The sequence below is a fragment of the Paenibacillus sp. SER-28 genome (assembly GCF_052906305.1).
Genome location: NZ_JBRECM010000006.1, coordinates 31,206 through 57,104, shown reverse-complemented (window position 1 = coordinate 57,104; position 25,899 = coordinate 31,206). Strand labels below are relative to the sequence as shown.

Here is a 25,899-nt window from a genome sequence, read left to right as displayed (position 1 = left end):
TAATGAATAAAAAAACGTAATAAAAATAGTAATGGCCAGCACAACCCAAGCTACCTTTGTGTTTGTATTCATCTTTTGCTTTCCTTCTTGAGGGATTTTTAAGCACATCCACTAATAAAAAGTACAAAACCACGGAGATCAGTGACAATCCTGATTCCCATGGTCTTGTTATATCTACACCGTAAACCGCGAAAGCTGTTCCTTCAAATTCACCGATACTCCTTCCAGCTTATCCGACAAACCTACCAGTTGATTACCAATATTGGCCTGCTCAGTGCTGAGCGAAGCGACTTCCTGCGAAGTAGCCGAGGATTGCTCGGCCACCGCACTTACATTGGTCATTGCCTCGGACAAAGTGGTCTGGGATTCACTCAGATGATGAATGGAGGCAGTGACCGTTCCCAATCGTAGCGCGAACTCTCCCATTTGCTGCTGCACCGATTGGAAAATGTCCGTTGTTTCCTGCACGGCTCCCATCTGTTCCCGGAACAGCGGGTACACCTCAGATAATGCCTGTACCGTTTCATTCATTTCATTGACGATGTTGTTAGTAATGCCTGTAGCCGTACGAATAGCTTGACGTGATTGTTCAGCCAACTGCCGAACTTCATTAGCTACCACCATAAAACCACGCCCCGCCGTCCCCGCTCGTGCCGCTTCAATCGTCGCATTCAGTGATAGAATATTCGTTTGTTTCGCAATATCCTGTAGTACGTCCAGCACCTTAAATACATCCGAAGTTGTCTGCTTCAGTTCATCTACTTTGCCCACCAGAGCATGTGTAGTTTCTTCCGTAACCCGAGTCTTGCCCAATAGATTTTTCAGCTGAATGGTCCCTTTTTCACTGGATTGTTCAACTTCTTGTGCGACCAGACTCATTTCATAATTGGAAGCCATCACCGTATCCATTTGCTGAGATATATTCCCGGTTAGTCCGCTGCCACGTTCAGCCTCTGTTGCCAAACTGGCGGCGCCGTGAGCAATCTCTTCCGTTGCTGCTGCAATTTCTTTGGCTGAAATGGCTGTCTTCTTCGAGGCATCACCTAGTTCTGTCGCTGTATTCAGAACTTCCTGAGCTGAGGCATTCGTCTGTTGTACCAGCAATGTAATTTGCTCCATCATCATATCAAAGCTTTCTGACAACTGCCCAATTTCATCCTGAGCCTTATAGCTCGTTCGAATTTGCAAGTTGCCTTTAGCGCCTTCGACCATTAAATCTTTCAGATGTGTCAATGGACGAGCCACGAGGCGCACGATCCACAGGCCAATGAACAATGCAATGAGTGCAGCCACTGCAGCAAATATCCAGGTTGTGGTTAGAATCCCCTTAGCGTCTCTCACCAGCTCAGATACAGGTACTACACCCACGAGAATCCACTTGGAAGTTCCCAGCGTATTATGAACCGCAAGCACACTTTGCTTTTTACCGTCTGCTTCCTGCTCCATAATTTGATTTCCTTCGATTCCTTCAAGCTTGGAAACGTAATCCAGCTTTGTCTTCCCTCCTGTCAAGCTCTCATTGTTAGAGCCTACAAACTCACCCTTGTCTGTCACAAGGCTAATCATACTGCCTGAGCCCAAATTAATACCTTTTAACTCGTCCTCCACCGCACTGGACTTTAAATCCATAACCAGAACATAAGTCCCTCCCAACCCGGACATGCTGTTCATGGAGCGTGCCAGACGAAAGGTCTTGCTACCATTGTCATTCACCTGCGTAGGTAGCCAAACCATTCCCTTGTTTTTCAAAATATCCTTAAACCACGCTTCCTGCCGTACATCCTTTTGTGTTCCGGTGCCCATAGCAGCTAAATTGGTTTCTTCCGGGTACAAGTACATTGAATCAATCGCTTTATTCGTAAAAGCAAGATTCGTTAGCTTCTTATTCACTTCGCCCATAGCAACAAAAGATGCAAAGGGATTTTTATCTTGCTTTACAGCCTTTTGCAACTGATCACTTAATTCAGTATCGAAAAATACCTGTGTCGATGTATCTTGAAAGCGCTCTAGAATAATATCAAGCTTTTCTGAAGTTTGCTGAACGGTCTGCTGATAAGCCGTAGCTGCATTTTGCTCAATCGTACTTTTAGCCTCGTAATATGAGAGCATCCCCAAGCTGACCACAAATAACATAATTGCCGCAAAAAAGATCAGAAACAACTTCATTCCAACCGAACGTATCGGATTATAGTTTTTGACCAAATGCATGAAATCTTTACTGTACCTTTCCGGCTTAAGTAAACGCTTTAAATTGTGTGTACCTTTACGAGTCGCTTTAGCTACCCAGGGGGCAACCTTCGAAGACACCGCACCCGTTTGTTCCCCTTTTTCCGTGGTCACTTTACTGCCTTTCAAACCCTGCATTTGATCCGTTTTCTTGGGTTGCCTTTTTACTGTATTCCCCTCTTTTTTCCGTAAACCCATTCCTCTCACCTGCCACCATATAATTAGTTTCTAATTCCACGTCATCCATTATGTATCTATTATCTATATAACTTCTATCGGAACTATTCGACAAGGAATGTAGCTTTCCTTTGAGTATCAACTAAATTTTGTGAAACTTTTTTCCTAGAAAACTATTCAAAAAAAAGCCTCTCCAACCGATAGGAGAGGCTTTTGAATCTTTTAACCTGTGACTTAAGGCTTATTTACTTCTTTTTACGCATCATATCAAAATAGGATACGGGTTGATCTACCTTCATTCTAATTCGTTGAAGCGGGTGACGAGCAGCATCCAATTCGTTGCCTTCTTCATCCCAGATCGTTCCGACCGTTTGTTTAAAGAATGTTCCGTTCGGGCCGAAAAATTCAATTTCATGACCGGGTTTAAAATGGTTCCGTTGTTGAATAGTTGCGATGCCACTCGCGGCATCGTAGTCCATGACCAGTCCAGCAAAATCATAAGGGACTGCTTTTTCTTCCGGCTCATAAATATGATCCTCATGATCCGGTGTATCGTAGAAAAATCCTGTATTCAGCGGGCGATTGGCTGCCTTGTTAATTTCTTCAATCCATTCTGGTTTGAGCACATAATTTTCAGGATCAGCCATATAGGAATCAATCGCTTGACGATAGACATTCACGACCGTAGCCACATAGTGGATAGACTTCATACGTCCCTCTACTTTAAAACTGTCTACACCTACATCAATCAGATCAGGGACATTTTCAATCATACACAGATCCTTGGAACCCATAGAAAAAGCATTATCGCTTTCTTCAAACAGTGGAAGCTGGTTAACACCGAGCTGGAACTGTTTCAGTGCATTGCTGTCCTGTGCCTCTTCCTCAGATATCCAAACCTCACCTGGGCGGGCATCCTCAAATAAATCGTATTTCCAGCGGCAAGACTGACAACATCCCCCACGATTGGAATCACGGTCTGTAAAGTGATTGGACAACACGCAGCGGCCGGAAAATGAAGAGCACATCGCACCATGGACAAAAGCTTCGATTTCGATGTCCACATGCTTTTTGATTTCTTCGATTTCCTCCAGACTGGTCTCACGACCCAGTACTACACGCGGTAGCCCCTCGTTTTTCCAAAACTTTACCGCCTGCCAGTTCAGCGTGGACTGCTGTGTACTCAAATGCACTTCTAATCCAGGAACAGCACGCAATGCCACGGATACAATAGCCGGGTCAGCGACAATAACGGCATGAATTCCTGCCTCGTACAGATTGCGCAAGTATTCCTCGATTCCGGCAATATCTTCATTGTGGGCATAGATATTGGTAGCCACAAGCACCTTAGCACCGTACTTGTTGGCAAATTCTACACCTTCTCGCATTTCTTCAAAACTGAAATTATCGGCGTTAGAACGCAGACCATATTTTTGTCCACCAATATATACAGCATCCGCGCCATAGTGAACGGCAAACTTCAGCTTTTCCAGATTTCCGGCAGGAGCCAACAGCTCCGGCTTATCCAGACGATTCCGTTTACCTATATATTTTCTCGTTTTGGTTATCGTCCCCATGACGTTCCCCCCTCTGTGAATTCAATTCATTTTAAAATTAATAAACCTGCTCTTTATAGAAAAATCCGAAGGAAAGTTCCCGTTCTGGATCTTGAAGACGGCGAACTTCATCCAGCCAGCTTTCATCATAAGCATAAGCATCCGGATCAGCTGTATAAGTATCTATTGCTTTACGATAAGCACGAACAACCGCCTCATTGTAAGCCGTAGGTTTCAATAAGCCCTCGATCTTAAAGCTATGCACGCCCGCCTCCATTAGAATATGCAGGTCCTCCATGATGCAAAAATCATCTGAACTCATAATATGTGTCCCATTAATATCCTCGTAGATGGGGAACTTTTCTTCCTTCCGCTCTGCTTCAATCAGAAACAAGCCGCGCCCTCTGCCCAAATCGCCCTCTACATTACGTCCCTGGTGCAGCATATAACTTTGAACAAGCTTACGCTTGGAATGATAAATATTGGTCATACCATGTACCTGAACCTGTGCTTCTATGTTCAACTTTGGTATCATTTCGGTAATTTCATCCATACTGAGCTCACGAGCCAAAATGACCCGGGAAGCCCCTTTTTCACCCCAATAGTTGGCGGTTGCGAAGTTGGTGGAGATCATCTCACCGTTCCAGAACAGCTTAAGATGCGGAGCATACTCCTTCACGGCCATGAGCACTGCGGGATCATTAAACTCAATGGCATCAATGCCGCATCCAGCTAGGGTCTGCACATATTCGGGAAGGAGCGGCAATAGCTCGTTCGTCATCAAATTCGTCATGGATACATATACCTGTGCCGTATGCTTGCGTGCCTCTTCCACCACTTCACGGATTTGGTCAGGGGTAAAATGTCCCGGCAGCCGCATTCCAAAGCGGTCATCTCCAATAAGTAATGCAGTAGCTCCAGCCTCCAGCATATGGAGGGCATCCTCCGGAGAGCTGGCAGTTGCCAGTAGTTCGGGTTTGTAAGCCATAGGCTCACCTCCTAATTTGTCTTACGGTTACTTACCTGAATGTTATGCAAATGTTCTTTATACGTTTTGGCAAACAAATGTTCATGTGTCCCATCTTTTTTGGTCACATAAAATAAATAATCTGTAGCTTTTGGCTGTAAAGCCGCTATCACTGAGTTTAGACTGGGACTTGCAATCGGCCCTGGCGGAAGTCCCAGATGCAAATACGTATTATAAGGGCTTTCCACAGCCAAATCCTTGTAATACAGCCGTTCTTTTTGCTTGTCCAGCATATATTGAACCGTTGCATCAATTTCCAGCTTCTTCCCCTGTTTGAGCCGGTTATAAATGACGCCAGCTACTACAGACCGCTCATCTTCCACAACCACTTCGCGCTCTACGAGAGAAGCAACTGTCAGCAGTTGATGCAGCGTTTCATCCCGCTGTTTCAGCTTGGCATCCAAATCGGAAACAGTTTCCAACCGCTTTTGTGTCTGTTCTAGCATCACCTGTATAATATCTTTGGCCGTACTACCCTTTTTCAGCTCATAGGTTTCCGGGAAAAGATAGCCCTCCAGCGCATAGCGAAGCCCCGCCTGCTTTGGAATGTCCCGCACTAGCGCGACGTCAAAAGCGGACGGATCGTTGGCCAGCTGCAAAAATTGCTGCCGATCTGCCAATCCTTCCTTTTGCAGCTTATCAGCCATCTGTCTAATCGTAAAACCTTCTGGGATTGTAAAACGAATCATTTCCTCTTTGACAACATCTCCAGCCGATAACTTAGTAATCAACTGGTCAAAGGTTGCGCCAGGCTGCGCCTCATATTTTCCGGCCTGAAATGCGCTTCCTTGCTGTTTGAATTTCACATAAGCCTTAAACACGAACGCATTACGTATAAGTCCCTTCTGCTCCAGCGTATCTGCAATTGCCGATGTTCCTGTTCCCTGCACCACCGTAAAAGCAACGGGTTGTGTTTGGGGCTGAACAGGCTGCATGGCATTCCAAATATAGAGGGTTGCCCCTCCTGCTATAATGATAAGCAGTAGAAACAACGTAAACATCCTCGTCCTTCGCTTCACATCCACCCAACTCCTTCACAGCCAAAAAGGGCGGACTGGTCCGCCCTTTCAGGTTTGATCTCATCGCTATCCAGACTTACAGTTCTTCCGGTAACGTACATTCATCGTACAGTTCGGAAATATCTTCCCACTCATCATCATCTTCAATGGTGGTGATGGAGATTTCGCCGTCTGTGGATGAGCTTACATGGTATAGTTCATGTTCGCCAACAGCAGCCCCAGGTCTACGCAATACAGCGTACCGTTGTTCACCTACCTTGAACTCTGCTTCCAATTCCATGCGAATTGCATGGCCCTGTTCATCCTGTAACTCTACATCGCCGTCGAACGTTTCCTTCAAATCAGAGGTCCAACTCAGGTCTTCACGTGAATAGCTCGTCATTTCCCGTCTTCCTCTTCCTCTTCCTCTTCTTCTACAAATGTATTAAAGGTCTCTTCGACGATTTCCCATTCGGCATCGTCTTGGATCACAAACAATTTAATATCATCGCCTTCTTCCTCGTAACGGAAGGCGTACACATCGGACTCATCAGCTTCAGGGTCCACTGGCGCAACCATCATGTACTTCGCTTCGGAACCATCTACCTCAAACTTCATAATGACCTCGAACTCTTCCTCGTTGCCCTCGTCATCGGCAATATAAATAATTTCCGGCTCTTCTTCCATACCCACTTGATTTTCAGCCATTACGAAATCCCCCTCACCTTGTACTGTGTGCGTCCAAATAGTTTTGCAAGATCAGGCTTGCGGCCAGTTTATCTACCACCTGCTTGCGTTTTTTTCGGCTGACGTCGGCCTCCAGAAGCGCACGCTCCGCCGAACGCGTCGTCAGCCGTTCATCCCAAAGGTGAACGGGTAAACCCAGTAACTCCTTGAGTCGGTTCGCAAACTCGATGCAAATCTCACCGCGTGGACCCACGGTTCCGTTCATGTTTTTCGGCAAGCCTACAACAACCTCGCCGACCTCATTGTCACGAACCAAATTTGCAATTTTACCGAACTCGCTGTCGTCACCGCGTCGTTCTATGACTTCCAATCCTTGGGCGGTCCAGCCGAAGGCATCACTTACGGCGACCCCAATTCGGCGATCCCCGTAATCCAATCCCATTACTTTCATGCCTGTCTCCTAACGGTGCTTGGCGAGATAGAAACGAACCAATTCTTCAATCAACTCATCGCGCTCTTTTTTACGTACCAGGCTTCTGGCATTATTATGCCGTGGCACATAAGCCGGATCACCGGATAGCAAATAGCCGACGATTTGATTGATCGGATTGTATTCTTTTTCCACCAGCGCATCATATACGGTCAACAAAATCTCCTGAGCAGAAGCTTCCTTCTCATCTGCCTTGACATTAAATTTGACCGTTTTGTCCATGGAATCCATTGTTGACACCTCGCTTCCACAAAACATGTGTACATGTTTATGCCAGCTTATTCTTTTACATCATACCATAAGCAAAGCCCTACAAGGAAATATCTAAGCCCGTTTTTTCCCAAAAATCCGCAAAAATTATCGAACTTTATCCTTGTGAGGCTGCCGACACCAGTTCATGCGCACGTTGAAGTGCTTCGTCCAGCTTGCTGGCATCCTTACCACCGGCTTGCGCCATGTCAGGTCGTCCGCCACCACCGCCACCGCATACGGCAGCAATTTCTTTCACAAGCTTGCCTGCATGAAGTCCAGCCTTGGTATGCTCTGCCGGAACTGCTACGACAAAATTAACTTTGTCGTCCATTGCAGCGCCGAGCACCAATACAGCAGCCGGAAGTTTCCCTTTCAGTTCATCAGCAATCGCACGCAACGCATCCATGCTGGAAGCCTGCACGCGTGCAGCCAACAGCTGCACCCCGCCTGCTTGCACGACCTGATCGGTCAGCTGGCCTGCCTCAATAACGCTCAGCTTGCTTTGCAGCGATTCATTTTCACGACTGAGGTCTTTAATTTGTTGCTGCAAAGATTCGATACGCTTAGGTACCTCAGACAGCTTGGATTTTACAAGCCCAGCCGACACCTTCAACAGCTCTAATTGACCTTCCATATATTCAAAGCCAAAACGTCCGGTCACCGCTTCAATACGACGTACACCTGATCCAATGCCGCTCTCGCTGACAAGCTTGAACAAGCCAATTTGCGAAGTATTGCTGACATGACAGCCACCGCATAGTTCAATGCTATAATCGCCTACCTTAACGACCCGTACGATATCTCCATACTTTTCACCGAACAGCGCCATTGCTCCGAGAGCCTTGGCTTCATCAATCGGTTTCAGTTCAATATTAACGTCCAGTTGGCTCCAGATGGCACGGTTTACACGCAGTTCAATATCCGCCAGCTCTTCTGGTGTAATGCTTCCAAAATGGGAGAAGTCAAAACGCAGACGCCCAGGCTCTACCAAAGAACCCGCCTGATTGACATGGTCACCCAGTACCTCTTTAAGCGCTTTGTGAAGCAAATGTGTAGCCGTATGGTTTTTCTCAATTTCTCCACGTGAAGCTTGATCTACTTCTGCTTTCACCGTATCGCCAACGTTCAGCTCACCGGCTTCTACAACAACCTGATGCACATGCTGACCTTGTGGCGCCTTAAACAGCCCTTCGACCTTCGCGGTTACCGTACCTCCACGCAGCAAGCCTTGGTCACTGACTTGTCCTCCGCTTTCGGCATAGAAAGGAGTCACATCCAGCACGACCTGACAAGACTGCCCTTCACTAACACTGTCCACCAGTGCATCTTCATATACAATCGCCACAATTTTAGACTCAGTTATGAGGTCATTATATCCAACAAATTCACTTTTAACCGCCAGATCGGACAAAGCTCCGCCCTGAATCTTCATGCTGGCGCTGTCCTGATGAGCATCACGGGCACGTTTGCGTTGCTCCTGCATCGCTTCATCAAAACCTTCACGGTCTACTTTCAAGCCTTGCTCGTCCGCATAATCCTCTGTGAGATCGAACGGGAACCCGTACGTATCATACAGTTTGAAGGCATCTGCTCCGCTAATGACATTGCGACCTTCGGCTTTCGCCTGAGCACTGATATCGGACAAAATGGCCAATCCATCTGTCAGTGTTTCATGGAAGCGTTCCTCTTCCGTTTTGATCACTTTGATGATGAAATCACGCTTGTCCACTACCTCAGGGTAATACACACCCATGACATCCCCAACGGTTTCCACCAGCTCAAACATAAATGGACGGTTCATGCCGAGCATTTTTCCATAGCGCACAGCCCGACGCAGCAAACGGCGGATCACGTAACCCCGTCCTTCATTAGAAGGCAGCACACCGTCACCAATTGCAAAAGCTACGGTGCGGACATGGTCAGCAATAACCTTTAGAGCCACATCACTGTCCACATTTTCGTTATATTTGACTCCTGCCATCGCCGCTGTTTTTTGGATTATTGGCTGGAAGATATCCGTATCAAAGTTGGAATCCACATTTTGCAAAATGGATGCAAAACGCTCTAATCCAGCCCCTGTATCAATATTTTTGTTTGGAAGCGGCGTATAGCTGCCGTCTTTGTTATGGTTGAATTGTGAGAATACGAGGTTCCACACTTCCAGATAACGCTCATTTTCTCCCCCTGGATACATTTCAGGGTCCGTCATGTCGCTGCCGTAGGCTTCGCCACGATCATAAAAGATTTCCGTACAAGGTCCACAAGGGCCTTCACCGATATCCCAGAAGTTATCTTCCAGTTTGATGATACGTTCGGCAGGAAGTCCAACTTTTTCGTTCCACAGCTTGTACGCTTCCTCATCCTCAGGATACACAGTTACAGCCAGACGTTCCGGATCAAAACCAATCCATTTCGGGTCCGTCAGAAACTCCCATGCCCATGTAATGACTTCTTCCTTAAAATAGTCACCAATGGAAAAGTTGCCGAGCATTTCGAAAAAAGTATGATGACGGCGCGTTTTACCGACATTCTCAATGTCGTTCGTCCGGATACATTTTTGCGAATTAGCAATACGTGGATTCTCCGGCTTCACACGTCCGTCAAAATAAGGCTTAAGCGGCGCCATACCCGCATTAATCCACAGCAGGGAAGGATCTTTATGTGGAACAAGCGGTGCGCTTGGTTCAATCACATGTCCCTTGCTTTCAAAAAACTCCAGCCATTTGGAGCGGATTTCACTAGCTTTCATATAAGTAGCCTCCTAATTATGGTGTCACTGGTTCCTGGCACTGGCCATAAAAAAACAGAAAAACGCCCCTGAACGGATCAGGGACGATTGTATCGCGGTACCACCCTGGTTAACGCCGTCCCCTCTGTACGAAATGCCCATGCGCAAGCTGCACACCAACATTTGCTTAACGGACGATCGATCGCCTTGTTTTCACTGGTAACGGGAGCATCCCGGCGGGTTCAGCCCGCACTTCGAAATGAGCTTTCCCTACTGGATAAACACATTTAAACATACTCAATTCAGTATATCCGTGTCATTTAGCCGTGTCAACGCGATTTCAGACAAGATACATACGGTGTATGGACAAAATCAGATTGTTTTCCGCTTCACATAATAAGCAAAAAAATGCTGAAGTCCTACCTTTAAAACCGCCATCACGGGAACCGCTAAAATCAAGCCGGTAATTCCCGCAATTTCCCCACCCACTAGCAGAGCGAAAATAATGGCTATCGGATGCAGATGCAACGTTCGTCCCACCACCTGGGGAGAGATGACATTACTCTCCAACACTTGAATACAAGTGTTAACGACCACGACAAAAAGCACCATTTTGAAGGATATTGTAGAAGCCATGATTACTGCCGGAGCGGCTCCCAAAAAGGGCCCCAAATATGGAACGATGTTAAAAACCGCCACCACTCCTGCCAGCAACAGCGCATAAGGCATGCCAATCAGCATATATCCGAGATAAGCCAGCACGCCAATAATGACGCATACCAGTAATTGTCCCCTGACATAGTTGCCAAGCGCCTGATCAATTTCCTTAAGTACCGTTACAATCGCCTTACGACGAGAACGTGGGAGGTAAGACACAATCGTCCGCTCGAACACATCAAAATCTTTCAAAATATAAAAAATGAGGAACGGTACAATGAATACATTGAACAGCATGTTGATCATCCCGCCGATGTTATCCATAAAGGTAGAAATTCCTGTTGCCATCCGATTCTCTAGTTGGAAAAACCATTGATTCATACCCGTTCGCACCCCTTGGGGCAAAATGCCGCTATCCATATTCGTCATTAATCCCTGTACATGCATGGTCAGCTCAGGCAGATGCTCATTCAGCTCATCCAGTTGTTCAATGAACATCGGAATCAGGTTCATCAGAATCACAACGAGACTGGCCAAAAATACAGCATAGATGAGCAGCACAGCTACGCTTCGAGGCACCTTGCGACCGCCCAGCATACTGACAACGGGATTAAGTACATAGGAGATGATCATCGCTATCGCAAACGGGGCAATGATTGTTTTCAGAAATTCATACAAATGCAAAAACAAAGGTCGCAGCAGCCAGATAAAATATAGAATGACAAGTCCCAGCAGCGTCCATATTCCATATCGGAACAGTCTACTTTTCGTTAATTGCTCCATTTCGTGCCTCCTTACCGGACTAGCCTCCTTTAAGTATATGCCTGTACCTCTGCTTTAATCCTTCACCTGACTCTGGAGGCCTTAACTTGGAAAAACTTTCTATAATGATTATGAAGAAAGAATGAAAACGGATGAAAACAATTAACAAAGTCATTCCATCTGACGATATAAGTACAAAGCACTACTTTAAGCTTTCACATTTCTGAAACATCGGGGGTCGTTACATGAACTTAAAAATCAAGCTTATTCTCCTTTTTACTTGTATTGTTATCGTTGCAGCTGGGCCATTGTCGATCATTAGCATGACAAGCGTTAAAAATCAGGCCAACCATGATATCCAAGAGCTTATGAACAGCAAAGCCTCCGAAACCGTCAATCAGCTCGACGGATGGATAGGTGGCAACGCCAAAATTATTGAAACACTGGCTGCAGGCCTGGAATCCAGCGATATTTCATCAGCTGCCAAAGCCGTATCTCTGAAAGCAGCCTTTCAAAACTATAAAGATCAAAATATTTCCAATATTTACGCAGGCTTTGAAGATGGATCCTACTGGGATGGATCTGGCTGGTTTGAAGCAGGTTATGATCCTCGCGCTCGACCGTGGTACAAGGATGCCAAAACCAAGGGAGAAATGTATTACTCGTCCCCATACATTGATGCAGGCAGCAAGGACTTTACCATTTCCATTGCTAAGCCTCTCAAGGATTCCAACGATTCTATCACCGGGGTAGTCAGCGAAGACATTATGCTCAACGATATGACAAAAATGATTCAAAGCATAAACCTGAACGGATTGGGCTACGCATTTCTGATTGACCAAAATGGAGCCGTGATCGCGCACCCAGACAACAAGCTGGCTGGCAAAAACCTCAAGGATACCCCCGAGTTGGGTTCATCAACCGCGGACCTGCTGAGCGCAGCTTCGGGAAGAACAGACTATAGCTACAATGGAAGTGACCGTCAGCTTTATTTTAAAAAGATGCCTAGCACAGGCTGGATTGTAGGGTTGTCTATTTCCAAAGAAATTGCTTTTCAGGAGTATTACTCCACTCGTAATACGTTGATTATTACGGTTGCTATCATCTTGGTCGTCGCTATGCTGCTGGCAATCTGGGCGGCAAACAACTTTATTAAGCCGATTCGCAGACTCCAAGCGAATGTCAAACGTATAGCTGATGGTGATATGACCGCTCGCGTAGATGTTAAGGGTAAAGATGAAATTGCCAGCCTGGGAACAGATTTTAATATCATGTCTGATAATCTCTCTCACCTTTTGCGCAAGGTATCAGATACTGCTGGTGATGTCAGCTCAGCTTCCCATGATATGCATCAACACGCCAAAGATACTGGAACCATCGCGTCACAAATCTCCAGTGCAGTTCAGGAGCTTGCCCAAGGAGCGAGCGATCAAGCTGAGGCTGTATATTCCGGCTCTGAGAAGCTGACTCACATGACAGGCTCCATCGACCAGATCGGCGAAAGTGTCAAACGCACCCAAACTGCCGTGTTCGAAACAGATTCTGCCGTGCTTGCAGGGTATGAAACAGCAGAACGTCAAGCGAAACTGGCCGCCGAGTCCAGACAAACGACGACTGCGGCAGGAGAAGCCGTAGATTCGCTCGCGCTGAAAACTCAGGATATTGAGCGGCTAGCCGGGGCCATCCACGATATCGCCGCACAAACAAACCTGCTGGCCCTCAATGCATCTATCGAAGCAGCACGGGCCGGGGAACACGGACGAGGTTTTGCTGTCGTCGCGGGAGAAGTGAGAAAGCTGGCTGAGCAAGCGGGCAGTTCCAGTGACAGTATTATGAGGAAGCTGGAAGAAATTAAAATTGCAGGAGTACAAAGCGCAGAGGAAATGAAGAAAGCACTTGCTGTAACAGTAGAACAGGAGCATGCTGCCATTGCGACGAGACAGGCGTTTGAATCCATTCGTGGGGCTTCTCAGCATATGCTTGCCCAAATTGAGGACGTTACCGCCGCCGCAGATCATCTCCGTGTGAATGCTGGACATATTTCCGATGTCATTTCCAGCGTTGTCGCTGTTTCTGAACAAAGTGCAGCATCTACCGAGGAAGTGGCTTCTTCTGTACAAGAACAAGGTCATGCCATGAACAATATTGCCGACCTTTCTGCCAAACTCGATTCTCACGCTGATCTTCTATTGGAAGAGGTCAAACGCTTTAAATTGTAAAACTAACCATCTTCATAAATATGGTATAAAAGAGGGTGCCCCAAACGGCCATATGGCCGTTCGAGGCACCCTCTTCGTTGTTTTTTATCAAGCATTATCCAACCTACTAAGCCGTATGTAGATCACACCTCTTAGTAAGCAGCCTGTCCACTTTCGGTGTCAAGCTTAGGAAGAAGCATGAATTTGCGGCAAGTCCTGTTGTGCCATCTCGTCTCCAAAGAATAGGTCGTCCAGCGAACTGAGCGTTCCATCCTCTTCCACTTGGTAGACAGACATTTTTTCACCATTCACCTGAAGTTCGATAAAGCATCCCCAGCAATAAAATTGATGGGAGCCGATTTTGCCGATATCTTTGGAATTACAATTCGGACATCTCAATAAACTCACCCTATCCATTAACAGAATATATGGCTTTTTCCAGACGCTGCTCGCTTAACGGGGGAACCATAACGGCATTTTCCCCGATGGACATATCTTCGGTGCAGGGCAGCCATTTCCGCCCTTCTATAATATCCGATACAAAACCATCGCTGATTTCCAAGCCTATTATGTTATTGCCCATTTCCTGGTCAAAATAAACATCCGAGATGTGCCCGAGCATAAGCCCTTCCTCTGTTAGCACGGATAGATCCTTCAGTTTACCGGGTCCAAGCAAGTACGTATGTTGTATATCATGGGCCTCCGTTTTACGGACAGCCTGCTGATTGCGAATCATGATCGCATCCTCACCGTAAGCAACGATGTCATCCCAAGCAACCATTTTCACGTGAGAAGAAAAAAGCCCTTTTCCTTCCAACTCGATCCCTGTGATTCGCCAATCAGCTGTCACCATAAAGTCATGTATTTTGCCAATCTGCTTCCCGTCCTCCACATCGAAAACGGCAAGTCCGATCATATCTTGAAGCTTCATATTATAGGGTACCTCCTCATTCTGCAATCCGAACGAAGGTGCGGTCATTTTCCTACATGCCTGTCAGACCTTGCTTCCGTTCATGCAATGAAATGGAAAACCGCCCCTCCCTTCTTATTAAAATGCGGAGAAATCCCTAGTACCTAGTACGTAGCCGCTTCCATATGGTTTCAATTTTCTTGGCCGTGTATTCCATTTCTTCCGTAGTATTACCCAATCCGAAGCTAAACCGAATCGCTGAATGTAAAACATCTTCAGGAAGATCCATCGCCTGCAATACATGCGATAGCTCTAGAGATCCAGAAGTACAGGCTGATCCGCTTGCTGCTGCGATTCCTTCCATGTCAAGGTTCATCAACATGGTCTCTGTACCAATGGCCGGAAAGCTAACATTGAGGACATTAGGTAAAGAATGTTCAGGGTCACCGTTAATCACAAAATTTTGGTTACCCAGAGTGTCTTCCAACCCTTTAAGCAATGTCTGACGAAGAACCGTATCGTGCGCCCCACGCTCCTCTATGGAAGCATTAGCAAGAGTTGCGGCTTTAGCCAGACCCGCAATACCAGCGATGTTTTCTGTTCCGGCACGGCGTTTCTTCTCCTGAAGTCCCCCATGCATTAGCGGCTGAATGCGTGTACCCTGACGGATATATAATGCCCCCACCCCTTGAGGTCCGTTAATCTTATGACCCGACACACTCAGTAAGTCAATCGGGAGATTCCGGCAGTCGATGGATATATGACCGAAAGCCTGAACCGCGTCTACATGGAATACAACGCCATGTTCTCTCGCAATCTGCCCTACTTCTGAGATCGGCTGAATGACGCCCACCTCATTGTTGGCATACATCATGCTGATCAAAAAAGTGTCCGGTCGAATGGCAGCCTCGATATCCGCAGGGTTCACGCGTCCAAAACCGTTGACCGGGACATAAGTCACCTCATACCCCGCTTTTTCCAGCTCATCACAAGCATGAAGCACTGCGTGATGTTCAACTGCGGTTGTAATCATATGCCCGGAAGTACGGCCGTCTGCCGTAGCCGTCCCAAACAGGGCCAGATTATCGCTTTCTGTCCCTCCGCTCGTAAATATAATTTCTTCAGGCTTGCAGCCCAAAGAGGCCGCAACGGCATCCCGAGCAGCGCTGACGGTGCGCTTGGCATCGCGACCAAAGGCATGAACGCTCGAAGCGTTGCCAAATTGGCCGGTCATGATGTCCATCATAGTCTGCGCAACCTCAGGATGCATAGGAGTCGATGCGGCATGATCCAGATAAATTCTGTTCATGTTAATCCACCTCAAATATAGAACATGTAATTGTCCAATTCATCATGTTCTTGGTATGTGATCAAGTCCTTAAGTGTAGTTGAATCTAACACTTCAGCGATGCTGTCACGAATTCGCAGCCACAGCTGACGTTTTGCCGGATCGTCTTCTTCCGTGAAATCTACTGGAGAAATCGGACCTTCCAGTACACGAATGATGTCTCCCGCTGTTACTCCTGCCGGTTCATTCGCCAAAATATAACCGCCGTAAGCACCACGGATACTTTTTACCAAACCTGCATTACGCAAAGGCGCGATGAGTTGTTCCAGATAATGCTCTGACAGCTGATTTTTTTCGGCAATACTTTTCAAAGAAGTTGGGCCTTCGCCAAACCTGGCTGCAAGTTCCATCATAATGGTCAGACCATAACGGCCCTTCGTTGATATTTTCAATTGTGCCACCTCACTTATAGTAACAATTCCGTTAAACACGCGGAATAACTGGTGTTGTAAACCTCTCTATTCCGATCCTAACCCTCAGCTTATGTTAACATATTAGGGCAGGTAAAGGGAAACATTACGGTAACAATCTTAAAAAAAGTTGCTTTCGGGCGATTTGGAACAGCTTTAGCCCATTTTATATAGCTTTCTTCCATCGTTCGCCGTGTCGTTGGATCGTCCAAACATCGTATCTTATTATCGTTTATGTTACAATAGGTGGGTTCTACAACAATATTGAAAGAATTGGGTGATGACCATGGCTAAAGCCAATCATGAAACCCGTGTCGTCGTCGGGATGTCCGGTGGCGTCGACTCATCCGTTACCGCGCTGCTGCTGAAGGAGCAGGGCTATGACGTAATCGGCATCTTCATGAAAAACTGGGATGACACGGATGAATTTGGCCGTTGTACGGCTGAGGAGGATGCGGAGGATGTGCGCCGTGTCTGTGAACAGATCGACATTCCTTACTATACCGTCAATTTTGAGAAAGAATACTTCGATAAAGTATTCTCCTATTTTCTTGATGAATATAAAGCTGGACGCACACCCAACCCGGATGTCATGTGTAACCGTGAAATTAAATTCGGCGAGTTTCTAAATAAAGCGCTGGATTTGGGAGCAGATTATGTTGCTACTGGACATTATGCACGGGTTGTGGAAGAAGACGGCCACTTTACTTTGCTGCGAGGTGTGGATAGCAACAAGGATCAGACTTATTTCCTAAATGCATTAAGCCAAACACAGTTATCCCGAGCGATGTTTCCCATCGGTCATCTGCCGAAACCAGAAGTACGTAAAATTGCGGAAGCTGCGGGACTGTATACGGCCAAGAAGAAAGACAGCACAGGCGTATGCTTTATCGGCGAGCGTAATTTCAAGGAGTTTCTGAGTGGATATCTGCCTGCAAAAGGTGGAGACATGGTGGATATCGCTACTGGTGAAGTCAAAGGACGCCACGATGGTCTGATGTACTATACACTGGGTCAACGACAAGGCTTGGGCATTGGCGGCTCAGGTTCAGGTGAACCGTGGTTTGTAGCGGATAAGGATCTGGAGAAGAATATTCTATATGTGGTACAAGGTGATCGTCACCACAGCCTGTATTCTACCAGCCTGATTGCAACAGATGTGAACTGGATTGAAGGCGCAGATACTCGTCCGTCCGGCGAATTCCGTTGCACAGCCAAGTTCCGTTATCGCCAACCTGATCAGCAAGTAACTTTACAATGGCTTGCCGATGGAACCGTGCATGTCATATTCGATGTACATCAAAAGGCCATTACGCCTGGACAAGCTGTTGTATTTTATGATGGGGAACGCTGTCTGGGTGGCGGAACCATCGATAAGGTTGAAAAACTTCAGCCTGAAACAGTTTAAATGAATGACCATTTTGCATTGATATAGCAGGAATTAAAAAAGTCGTCTCTCCAGATTTGGAAGGGGCGACTTTTTTATGAAAGATGTTTTTATTTAATGATTGGAAAAAGAGTTCATAATCTGCTCTTTATGATGTCTGTCATGCTGAGCAAACATTCCTTGCAAAAAATTTTCCATGGTGTGGTGTATAAACGTCTCTTTTAATCAATTATATACTTCCCATTTTAAATAGGAATCGTGATATTTAAATAAGAGCGCTACAATGGACTTCTAACTTATTCCCTCTGTAATCCTTTTCGAATTAACTTGAAAGACCATTAATACATAAGGAACTTTTGATAACATCCTCATTTGGGTATATGATGTAGACAAGATCATACTTCAATTGAAAAGGAGCGTGCCTTTATGTCTGATTCATTAGGAATGCTGACACCGGGTAAAAAAGTTTCTTTGAAAGAATGGGACCCTAAGGATACGAAGAATATCAAAAATAAAGAAGAAATCCGACAGGAAACAGATCAATTGAAGGAACGCTTCATGGAATTACAGAGCAAATTATTTACAGAGAAAAAACAATCCGTTTTGTTTGTATTTCAGGGTATGGATTGCAGCGGCAAAGATGGCGTCATCAAACAGGTATTTTCCAACCTTAACCCTGCGGGGGTGACTGTCCACAGTTTTAAATCACCTACGGCTGAGGAATTAAGTCATGATTTCTTGTGGCGTGCTCATAGCGTTACCCCAGGACGTGGATATATTGCAGCATTTAACCGTTCTTATTATGAGGATGTGCTGATTACACGTGTTCACGGACAGATATCCGATAAGCAGGCCAAACGGAATATTAAGCATATCAAACATTTTGAACAGTTGTTGCTGGATAATGGTGTAAAGGTGGTTAAAATCTTTTTACATATTTCAAAGCAATTTCAGTTAGAAAAGCTGATCGATCGAATTGAAAAGCCTCACAAAAACTGGAAGCTCGATCCAAGTGATTTGCAGGAACGAAAATTTTGGAAGCAATATACCCAGTATTATGAGGATGTATTAGAGCTAAGTGCAACCAAACAAGCTCCTTGGTATGTCGTTCCTTCAGACAACCGTTGGTATAGGGATTATACTGTGCTACGGATTGCCGTCCAAACGCTGGAGGAAATGAAGTTGTCTGATCCTGAACCAAGACCTGAACTTGAATCCCTTTTACCTGAATTGTATAAAGAACGAGATAAAAATTAGCTGTATAGGTACAGCACTAAGCTTCCAAAACCGTATCACGGCTGAGAATGCCTTGAGTCGAGATTGGAAGCTTTTTATTGCATTTTTACGTGTTATTTCGAAAATGTATAGAGTTTAACTTACTCTGTACCCGATAGCCGCAGCTACAACTCCTACCACGACGGAGGACAGTACATACATAGCCATGCGTCGGTACTCTTTACGCTCCATCAGTTGAAGAGATTCATAGCCGAATGTGGAAAAGGTGGTGTAGCCGCCACAAAAACCTGTTCCTAGCAGCATCCAGAGTGCAGGAGACAAATGGTTTTGCGTAAACTGACCATAGAGCCAGCCTAGCAGCAATGAACCGCTGACGTTAATGATCCACGTCCCCCACGGGAATACAGTACCGAACCTCTTTCCGGCCCATATGCCAAGCCCGTATCTCGCCAGTGTACCCATAATCCCGCCTGCCGCCGCCCACCAGATCATAAGCGTTCCTCCTTGGGAGCAGCCTGCGTCATTTTTGTACCTAGGCGGATACCTGTCCATGTCAAAAACAGCCCTCCGCCTACGCTAAGCAGCAGGTACAACACAGCCGTCAGCATACGATCATGAACCGTGAGGCGTACAGCATCTACTGCAAAAGTGGAAAAGGTGGTAAAGCCCCCTGTAAAGCCTGTTCCGATGGCAAGTCGCAATCGCGGCTTGATACGCCACGATCGCAAGGTTATCGTAAAGAACCAACCAAGAAACAGGCAGCCGATCCAATTAATTAGCAGCACACCAAGTGGAAAATCCGCACCCGCTGCAGGCAACAGCGACTGCAGGCCATAACGGGTAGAGGTTCCAAGCGCTCCGCCCGCGGCAACGAATAGCACGTCTTTCATCTTCTTATCCCCTTCTTCGCTCTTGCACGATCATGGTGTAACGTGACGATTTCGTACACACTCTGTATATGAAGTCGCACATATATTAAGACTGTGAATCCCGCCAGCGCTGGTTTTGCCTGATTTTGGACTCATTCCCCTGCTCAGTAGCCTGATAGAAGGTTTGGTCTGCTATCGAATCGGGCAAATATTGCTGCTTCACATAATGATTCGGATAATTATGTGGATATTGATAGCCAACATGACCGAGCTTTTCCGAGCCTTTGTAGTGTGCGTCACGCAAATGGAGTGGCACCTCAGCCGATTTGATATCGTCCATAGCCGACATGGCCCGTGAAATTGCCGTATATACGGCATTCGATTTGGGGCTTTCCACAGCAAACAAAATGGCCTGTGCAATGTTCAGTTTGGCCTCGGGCCAGCCGTTATTGCGATAGGCTTCAAGCGCACTCACCGCTTGCACCATTGCCTGCGGGTTCGCCAGGCCAATGTCCTCACTGCTCGCCGCGATGAGGCGGCGGATAAAGGTCATCGGGTCCATGCCGAGCTTTTCTACGGCGTACAGAAACCAGAACAGCGCGGCGTCGCTGGAGCCGCGAATGCTTTTGTGAAAGGCCGACAGCACGTCATACTGCGTGGATTCATCTGCTTTGACAATCGGGCGACGGATGGATTCCTCTGCGACTTCCAGTGTCACGTGAATCGTGCCGTCTGCCAGCGGAGGCGTCGTGAGCGCCGCCAGTTCCAGCGCGTTCAAAGCGCGGCGGATATCACCGTTCGCCATGGACGCGATGTGAGCCAGTGCAGCTTCATCTACCTGAAGCTGCATGTAGCCGAGCCCTTTGTCCGCATCGCTCAAGGCACGGCGCATAGCAGCCAGCGAATGCTCCTGCGTTAGCGCTTCAAGCTGGAACAACGTAGAACGGCTCATTAAAGCGCCGTTGACGTAGTGAAAGGGATTTTCAGTGGTGGCGCCAATAAACACGATCGTGCCCTTTTCCACCGCAGGCAGCAGTGCATCCTGACGTGAACTGTTAAAACGATGTACCTCGTCGAGAAACAAAATGGTTTTTTTGCCATACATCGATTTATTCGTCTGTGCACGGTCAATGACTTCTCTTACGTCTTTCACAGATGCTTCTACAGCATTCAGACGTACAAAATCGCCTTGCGTGTGTTGCGAGATGATATGTGCCAGTGTTGTTTTGCCGCACCCCGGCGGTCCGTACAACAAAATAGAAGAGACCTGATCTGCCTCTATAGCTCTTCGCAGCAGCTTACCTGGACCCACAACATGCTCCTGTCCAATATATTCATCCAGCGAAGTCGGACGCAAGCGATCCGCAAGCAACCGATTGCTTGGCGTTGACTCTTGGGAATATGAAAATAAGTCCATTTCATTCACTTCCTTATGTTTTATGAACGAACACTTTCTCTTTTTCTTTGAAAACATACTATATTATGTTCGCTCATACGGTTGAAAATCATGAAAATTCAAGTCACCTTTGATTCTGATACGGTATAAACCGCCTCTTATTCTACCATATCCGTTAACAAGTTGCAGATAGCATGGTCACGGCACGGCTGTAGATCTACAAGTCAGTCGCCTACAAAAAAGAAAGAACAGCCTTAGACGAAAGATGAATTTCGTGGCTGTTCTTCGACTGGCATAACTTCATAATTTCCATCACTAAGATAAACAGTAACAAAAAGGAATACAACAACTCAGGCGATGCTTTACAACGCTTTTTCTGCTTACTCCATCTGTGCCTGTACGTAACTAGGAAGTGAGCCATCATGCAATAGCCACAGCTCATGCAGCGCACGGGTACATCCTACATACAGCAGTTTTGCATCCCATGCCCGTTCTCCATAATGCTCATGGTCGGCATCCGCCACAATAACTGCATCGAACTCCAGACCTTTGGATAGGTACACAGGCAGTACCGACAAACCGCCTTCATATTGCTTTTTACCACCGTCAATCAAATTCACATCCAACCCCGCGCTTGTGAAAACCTCATGTAGCTCCACGGCCTCTTTTAAGGTGCGGGTCAGCACAGAAACGGTACGATACTCCTTGGAGGACAGCTCTTTTAGAGCGGTAAGCAAACTCTGCTCACGCACGGATGAGTCGTAAGACATCGTGCGCACCGGATCGCCACTACGAAATACCGGAACTGCCGTAATACCGCCGCGAACTCCCTGCTCCAAAATCGTATTTGCAAATTCTATAATTTCCAAGGTTGATCTGTAGCTCCGCGTAAGTGCAAAATACCCTGTATGTTCCGGCGCAAAAAGAGAACTCATTTCCTCCCACGCATGCACGCCACGGTATTCATGAATGCCCTGCGATAAATCGCCCAGTATCGTAAAGGAATGTCCTTTCACGAACAAATCCAGCAATGCGATATGAAAAGGTGAAAAATCCTGTGCTTCATCAATGACCACATGGTCAAAACGTTGGGATGATTCTACCTCATGAATCAGCACGTGAAGATACACTAACGCAGTCAGATCTTCTTCACGGATAATCTGTTTTCGCAGATCCGACTGTGTGGTCTTAAAAATAGCAGGCGGCAGAGAAGCCTTCATCTCCGCAGCCGTATCTGCGGGTAACCCTTTAGCTGCCTGAAAAAGCTGCTTGTAGAGCGTCAGTGCGTCATATTGTGGCCATTTTTTAGCATATGCCTTTTCACGTGCCCCTGCCCTTTTTTTGCGTTCCTTGAGCGCTGCCGCCGAAGGCGACTTTTTCAGCTCCATTTCAATCCAGCGGTGCACTCTTGCCAGCACACGCTCCTTCCGCTTCGCGAGCGGATAAGGCTTATATTCCTCATTGAACCAATTCAAAATCTCAGCTCGCGGTAGCACCGCCCCATCCCATGGTGAAAAATCATCCTCTGGCACGGAAATGGGCTCCAGTCGTTCAACAAAAGCTTGAAGCAGCTCCATAAAATGAACCGAACCCTTGAATCTTCCCGGCGCCTCATCCATGGATTCCTTTCTCAGACTGCCACTCTCAAACCAATAAGATAATGTTTCGGCAGGATCAGCCAAAGGTAAATCCAAACCCAACAAATCCAGCGCCCAGTCTGCAAATGTACTTTGCTGAATATTCCCGACCCCCAGCTCTGGAAGTACATCTGAAATATAGTCAAGGAACATATGGTTTGGTGCGAAAATTACCATTTTGTCGGCCGATACCTGATCCTTGTATTGATACAGCAAAAATGCGAGCCGATGCAGCGCTACCGTCGTCTTGCCACTACCCGCCACCCCCTGAATAACGAGGGCTGTATTTTTAGCCGCGCGGATGATCTGATCCTGCTCCGCCTGAATGGTAGATACGATATCCCGTAAACGGTTATCCTTGTTTTCTCCCAAACGATAAACGAGAAACTCATCGGAAACGGCCGGCTCGTCGCTTTCACGATTATACGTATCGGCTACCCGTTCCAGGATTCTTTTCCGAATGACAACGTTGCGCTTCAGATAGACCAAGCCCTCAATGGTTCCCTCGGGAGCCTCATAGGACGCAGTTTCTTCACCACCTGTAAATGAATAAAACAAGCTGGCAATCGGTGCGCGCCAATCAATCACCAGCGGATACGTTGACGTTTCTTCACGCTCCACTCCAATTTTACCGATATAAAGTGGCTTCCGCTGCCCTCTGCCACGTTCGTCAAAATCCATACGACCAAAATAAGGCTCCTGCGAGCTTTTGGCCAAAGCCTGACGTTTTTCCTCCCGTGCCGATTCTAGCACTTGCTCCGTAAAATCATGCCCGGTGTACACCGGCGTATTGCGAAGCCGTTCCAATCTCCGATCAATTTCCTCCATAGCAAGCGACAGCCTGTGCTGTTCTTCTTGATAGGCACTTTGAAACTCATTCTCCATTTCAGTTACCTCCTAAGAATATCAAGTCTCGATTTCTGCATCGCATTCACTTGCTCCGACACAAAAAAAGGAAAGTAAGCGTAACACATTTAACCATAAAAATCCAACCTTATTTCCTAATACGCCTATTCCCCTACTCTTTCACAAAAGTATGAAGCTTTGCGGCACACGCGAAGCGGCCTCTAATGCTCCATACTCCTCTCCCCCATCTCCACAAACTGCTTTTGAGCCAGCTCACGGTACACCTGATGGGACTCTAATAACTCAGTATGAGTTCCTGCACCGGTCACCTTCCCCTTGTCCAACACGATAATTTGGTCGGAGTGAACTACTGTAGACAAACGATGAGCAATGACAATTGTCGTGCGTCCTTCCATCAAGTTCGCTAGGGCCTTCTGTACCTCATGCTCAGATGAGCTGTCCAAACTAGATGTAGCCTCATCCAGCATGAGAATATCAGGGCTACGAAGAAGCGCACGCGCAATAGCGATCCGTTGACGCTGCCCTCCGGACAGCTTCATTCCTCGTTCTCCCACCTCAGTATTGTAGCCTTGAGGTAGATCCATAATAAATGTATCCGCATACGCCATCGTGGCTGCTCGTCTCACTTCTTCCAAGTCAGCTTCGCGCCCCAAGCCATATGTAATGTTATCTCTGACCGTTCCAGTCATCATTGAGCTTTCCTGCGATACATAACCAATTTTGGAGCGCCAGGAGGAAAGTGTATATGACGATATCGGTTCGTCTCCATAACGAATTTCACCTGTATCTGGCACATAAAAGCGTTCCAACAATGAAAACAAGGTGGACTTCCCACTTCCGCTCGGCCCCACGAATGCTGTCGTCCGGTTAGCCGGAATGACCAAGTTCGCATTATGAAGGACCTCTTCCCCTTCGGTATAAGAAAAGGCAACATCACGAAGTATAATATCTCTGCTCTCTTTTGCCGCTTCCTGTTTCAACTCGAGCGGTTCCTCTTCATGATCTAAAATCATCTGAATCCGTTCAGTAGCCCCAACCACCTTTTGCAGACGTGAATACAGGGTCGTGAATTGTGCCATCGGTGTGATCACCTGAAACAGCAGCAAAATAAAAGCCACCAAATCCCCAGCGGTCAGCACACCCGATGCGACACGAACACCACCAACACCCAATATAATGACCAGTACTGCAGTCAGCAAGAAGGTAGAAATGGGACCTACAAGGGCCAGGATACGGGACTCTTGCAAACCGAAGCGGAACATCCGGTAAATACGATCCTCACCTGCCTGGGCCTCTCTGCTTTCGGTTCCGTAGGCCTTCACCAGTCTGATTTCGCCGATAACCTGACTCAACACTGAGGTCAGATCTGCCATCTCATCCTGCTGTTTTTTGGAGATGCGGTACATTTTTCTGCCTACCGGAAATAAAATCAGGGCTGTTAGCGGAACAATGGCCATAATAATGAGCGTCATCACCCAATCCAGATAAAATAACAATGCAATACCACCAATAATTGCGATCACATTAGAAATCAGATTGACTAGATACTCCGTAATTAAGTTCATAATCAGGCTTGTATCATTGGTGACGCGACTCATCGTATCTCCTGACCGATTCCGATCAAAGTAAGGGATAGGTAGAGATAAGATTTTATGCCATAAACGTTTGCGCAAATTAGCCACAATCTTATGCCCGGCATAGTTCAACATATAGATAGAAACCGCCGAAGCCACCGCTTGAAGCACAAAAGCGCCAAGCAGACCAACAATGACCATACGGTTTAGTGAAGAAAAGGTCAAGCCATCAATCAACCCTTTGGTCATCATGGGTACGATTAAACCAGCAATGGTCTGAATCAGCGTCAGAATCAGGGCGATGATCAGAATTGCCTTGGGCGGATGCGCACTCGCAATCAATTTGATAAACCGCCCCATGCCAGCCTTATCCGGTCTTTTACCCGGTTTTTCCTTCATCTGGTCCTCCTGCTCATCTTGGTGTGTATGATGTTCTTTTTCCATATGCCATCAACCTCGCTTCCTGTCTGACCATTCTTGTTCAAACAACAACACCCGCGCTCTGCG

The 25,899-nt window shown here is 46.7% G+C and carries 22 protein-coding genes; 3 read left to right on the top strand and 19 right to left on the bottom strand.

Annotated elements, in window-relative coordinates:
• Positions 1-174: 174 nt before the first annotated feature.
• From ACUYLD_RS15890 to ACUYLD_RS15845, 10 genes are all read right to left on the bottom strand, one after another.
• Positions 175-2,424: a methyl-accepting chemotaxis protein gene (locus ACUYLD_RS15890; RefSeq protein WP_446675472.1), complete on the bottom strand. Its 2,250-nt coding sequence runs from the start codon at positions 2,422-2,424 to the stop codon at positions 175-177.
• A 224-nt stretch (positions 2,425-2,648) separates the two neighbouring features.
• Entirely contained in the window at positions 2,649-3,980 is a 1,332-nt protein-coding gene (locus ACUYLD_RS15885) for a peptidase U32 family protein (RefSeq protein ID WP_039272863.1), read from the bottom strand.
• A gap of 37 nt (positions 3,981-4,017) precedes the next feature.
• Positions 4,018-4,947 (bottom strand): peptidase U32 family protein, encoded by a 930-nt coding sequence (locus ACUYLD_RS15880; protein WP_250266489.1) that lies wholly within the window; start codon positions 4,945-4,947, stop codon positions 4,018-4,020.
• An 11-nt stretch (positions 4,948-4,958) separates the two neighbouring features.
• Complete coding sequence (gene mltG, locus ACUYLD_RS15875) at positions 4,959-5,987, bottom strand: endolytic transglycosylase MltG (protein WP_250262038.1); 1,029 nt, start codon at positions 5,985-5,987, stop codon at positions 4,959-4,961.
• 94 nt (positions 5,988-6,081) lie between these two features.
• Positions 6,082-6,387, bottom strand: coding sequence for a DUF1292 domain-containing protein (locus ACUYLD_RS15870; RefSeq protein ID WP_013311522.1), 306 nt, complete (start codon positions 6,385-6,387; stop codon positions 6,082-6,084).
• Positions 6,384-6,692, bottom strand: coding sequence for a DUF1292 domain-containing protein (locus ACUYLD_RS15865; RefSeq protein ID WP_241113411.1), 309 nt, complete (start codon positions 6,690-6,692; stop codon positions 6,384-6,386). Before ACUYLD_RS15865 ends, ACUYLD_RS15870 begins: the two co-directional genes overlap by 4 nt.
• Positions 6,693-6,705: 13 nt before the next feature.
• A complete protein-coding gene (ruvX, locus tag ACUYLD_RS15860; protein ID WP_061829280.1) occupies positions 6,706-7,122 on the bottom strand; it encodes a Holliday junction resolvase RuvX in 417 nt (138 codons plus the stop codon).
• 9 nt (positions 7,123-7,131) lie between these two features.
• Positions 7,132-7,392 (bottom strand): IreB family regulatory phosphoprotein, encoded by a 261-nt coding sequence (locus ACUYLD_RS15855; RefSeq protein ID WP_007431624.1) that lies wholly within the window; start codon positions 7,390-7,392, stop codon positions 7,132-7,134.
• A 136-nt stretch (positions 7,393-7,528) separates the two neighbouring features.
• Entirely contained in the window at positions 7,529-10,162 is a 2,634-nt protein-coding gene (gene alaS / locus ACUYLD_RS15850; protein ID WP_446675471.1) for an alanine--tRNA ligase, read from the bottom strand.
• A 351-nt stretch (positions 10,163-10,513) separates the two neighbouring features.
• Positions 10,514-11,581: an AI-2E family transporter gene (locus tag ACUYLD_RS15845; protein WP_446675470.1), complete on the bottom strand. Its 1,068-nt coding sequence runs from the start codon at positions 11,579-11,581 to the stop codon at positions 10,514-10,516.
• 224 nt (positions 11,582-11,805) lie between these two features.
• Here ACUYLD_RS15845 and ACUYLD_RS15840 point away from each other — a divergent pair, with 224 nt between their 5' ends.
• On the top strand, positions 11,806-13,779 hold the full coding sequence (locus ACUYLD_RS15840; RefSeq protein ID WP_250260668.1) for a methyl-accepting chemotaxis protein: 1,974 nt from the start codon (positions 11,806-11,808) through the stop codon (positions 13,777-13,779).
• Between the two features lie 165 nt (positions 13,780-13,944).
• On the opposite strand, the gene ACUYLD_RS15835 is transcribed toward ACUYLD_RS15840, so the two are convergent.
• The 4 genes from ACUYLD_RS15835 to cymR form a co-directional block, all read right to left on the bottom strand.
• Positions 13,945-14,157 (bottom strand): hypothetical protein, encoded by a 213-nt coding sequence (locus ACUYLD_RS15835; RefSeq protein WP_013311529.1) that lies wholly within the window; start codon positions 14,155-14,157, stop codon positions 13,945-13,947.
• Between the two features lie 10 nt (positions 14,158-14,167).
• Positions 14,168-14,689, bottom strand: coding sequence for a PRC-barrel domain-containing protein (locus ACUYLD_RS15830; RefSeq protein ID WP_013311530.1), 522 nt, complete (start codon positions 14,687-14,689; stop codon positions 14,168-14,170).
• A gap of 136 nt (positions 14,690-14,825) precedes the next feature.
• A complete protein-coding gene (locus ACUYLD_RS15825) occupies positions 14,826-15,977 on the bottom strand; it encodes a cysteine desulfurase family protein (protein ID WP_446675469.1) in 1,152 nt (383 codons plus the stop codon).
• 11 nt (positions 15,978-15,988) lie between these two features.
• Complete coding sequence (cymR, locus tag ACUYLD_RS15820; protein ID WP_013311532.1) at positions 15,989-16,408, bottom strand: cysteine metabolism transcriptional regulator CymR; 420 nt, start codon at positions 16,406-16,408, stop codon at positions 15,989-15,991.
• 304 nt (positions 16,409-16,712) lie between these two features.
• Between cymR and mnmA the strand changes: the two genes are divergently transcribed.
• Positions 16,713-17,834, top strand: a complete 1,122-nt coding sequence (gene mnmA, locus ACUYLD_RS15815; protein WP_165178721.1) for a tRNA 2-thiouridine(34) synthase MnmA — start codon at positions 16,713-16,715, stop codon at positions 17,832-17,834.
• Positions 17,835-18,239: 405 nt separating this feature from the next.
• Positions 18,240-19,070 (top strand): PPK2 family polyphosphate kinase, encoded by an 831-nt coding sequence (locus ACUYLD_RS15810; RefSeq protein WP_235308657.1) that lies wholly within the window; start codon positions 18,240-18,242, stop codon positions 19,068-19,070.
• Between the two features lie 114 nt (positions 19,071-19,184).
• On the opposite strand, the gene crcB (ACUYLD_RS15805) is transcribed toward ACUYLD_RS15810, so the two are convergent.
• The 5 genes from crcB (ACUYLD_RS15805) to ACUYLD_RS15785 all read right to left on the bottom strand — a co-directional run bounded on the left by crcB (ACUYLD_RS15805) (position 19,185) and on the right by ACUYLD_RS15785 (position 25,836).
• Entirely contained in the window at positions 19,185-19,541 is a 357-nt protein-coding gene (crcB, locus tag ACUYLD_RS15805) for a fluoride efflux transporter CrcB (RefSeq protein WP_446675468.1), read from the bottom strand.
• Positions 19,538-19,939, bottom strand: a complete 402-nt coding sequence (gene crcB, locus ACUYLD_RS15800) for a fluoride efflux transporter CrcB (protein WP_446675467.1) — start codon at positions 19,937-19,939, stop codon at positions 19,538-19,540. The genes crcB (ACUYLD_RS15805) and crcB (ACUYLD_RS15800) overlap by 4 nt, the downstream gene beginning before the upstream one ends.
• Before the next feature lie 85 nt (positions 19,940-20,024).
• Positions 20,025-21,335 carry a replication-associated recombination protein A gene (locus ACUYLD_RS15795; protein WP_023989915.1) on the bottom strand — a complete coding sequence of 437 codons (1,311 nt, stop codon included), beginning with the start codon at positions 21,333-21,335 and terminating at the stop codon, positions 20,025-20,027.
• Positions 21,336-21,694: 359 nt separating this feature from the next.
• Complete coding sequence (locus ACUYLD_RS15790) at positions 21,695-23,836, bottom strand: HelD family protein (RefSeq protein ID WP_446675466.1); 2,142 nt, start codon at positions 23,834-23,836, stop codon at positions 21,695-21,697.
• 182 nt (positions 23,837-24,018) lie between these two features.
• Positions 24,019-25,836 (bottom strand): ABC transporter ATP-binding protein, encoded by a 1,818-nt coding sequence (locus ACUYLD_RS15785; protein ID WP_446675465.1) that lies wholly within the window; start codon positions 25,834-25,836, stop codon positions 24,019-24,021.
• Positions 25,837-25,899: the final 63 nt, after the last annotated feature.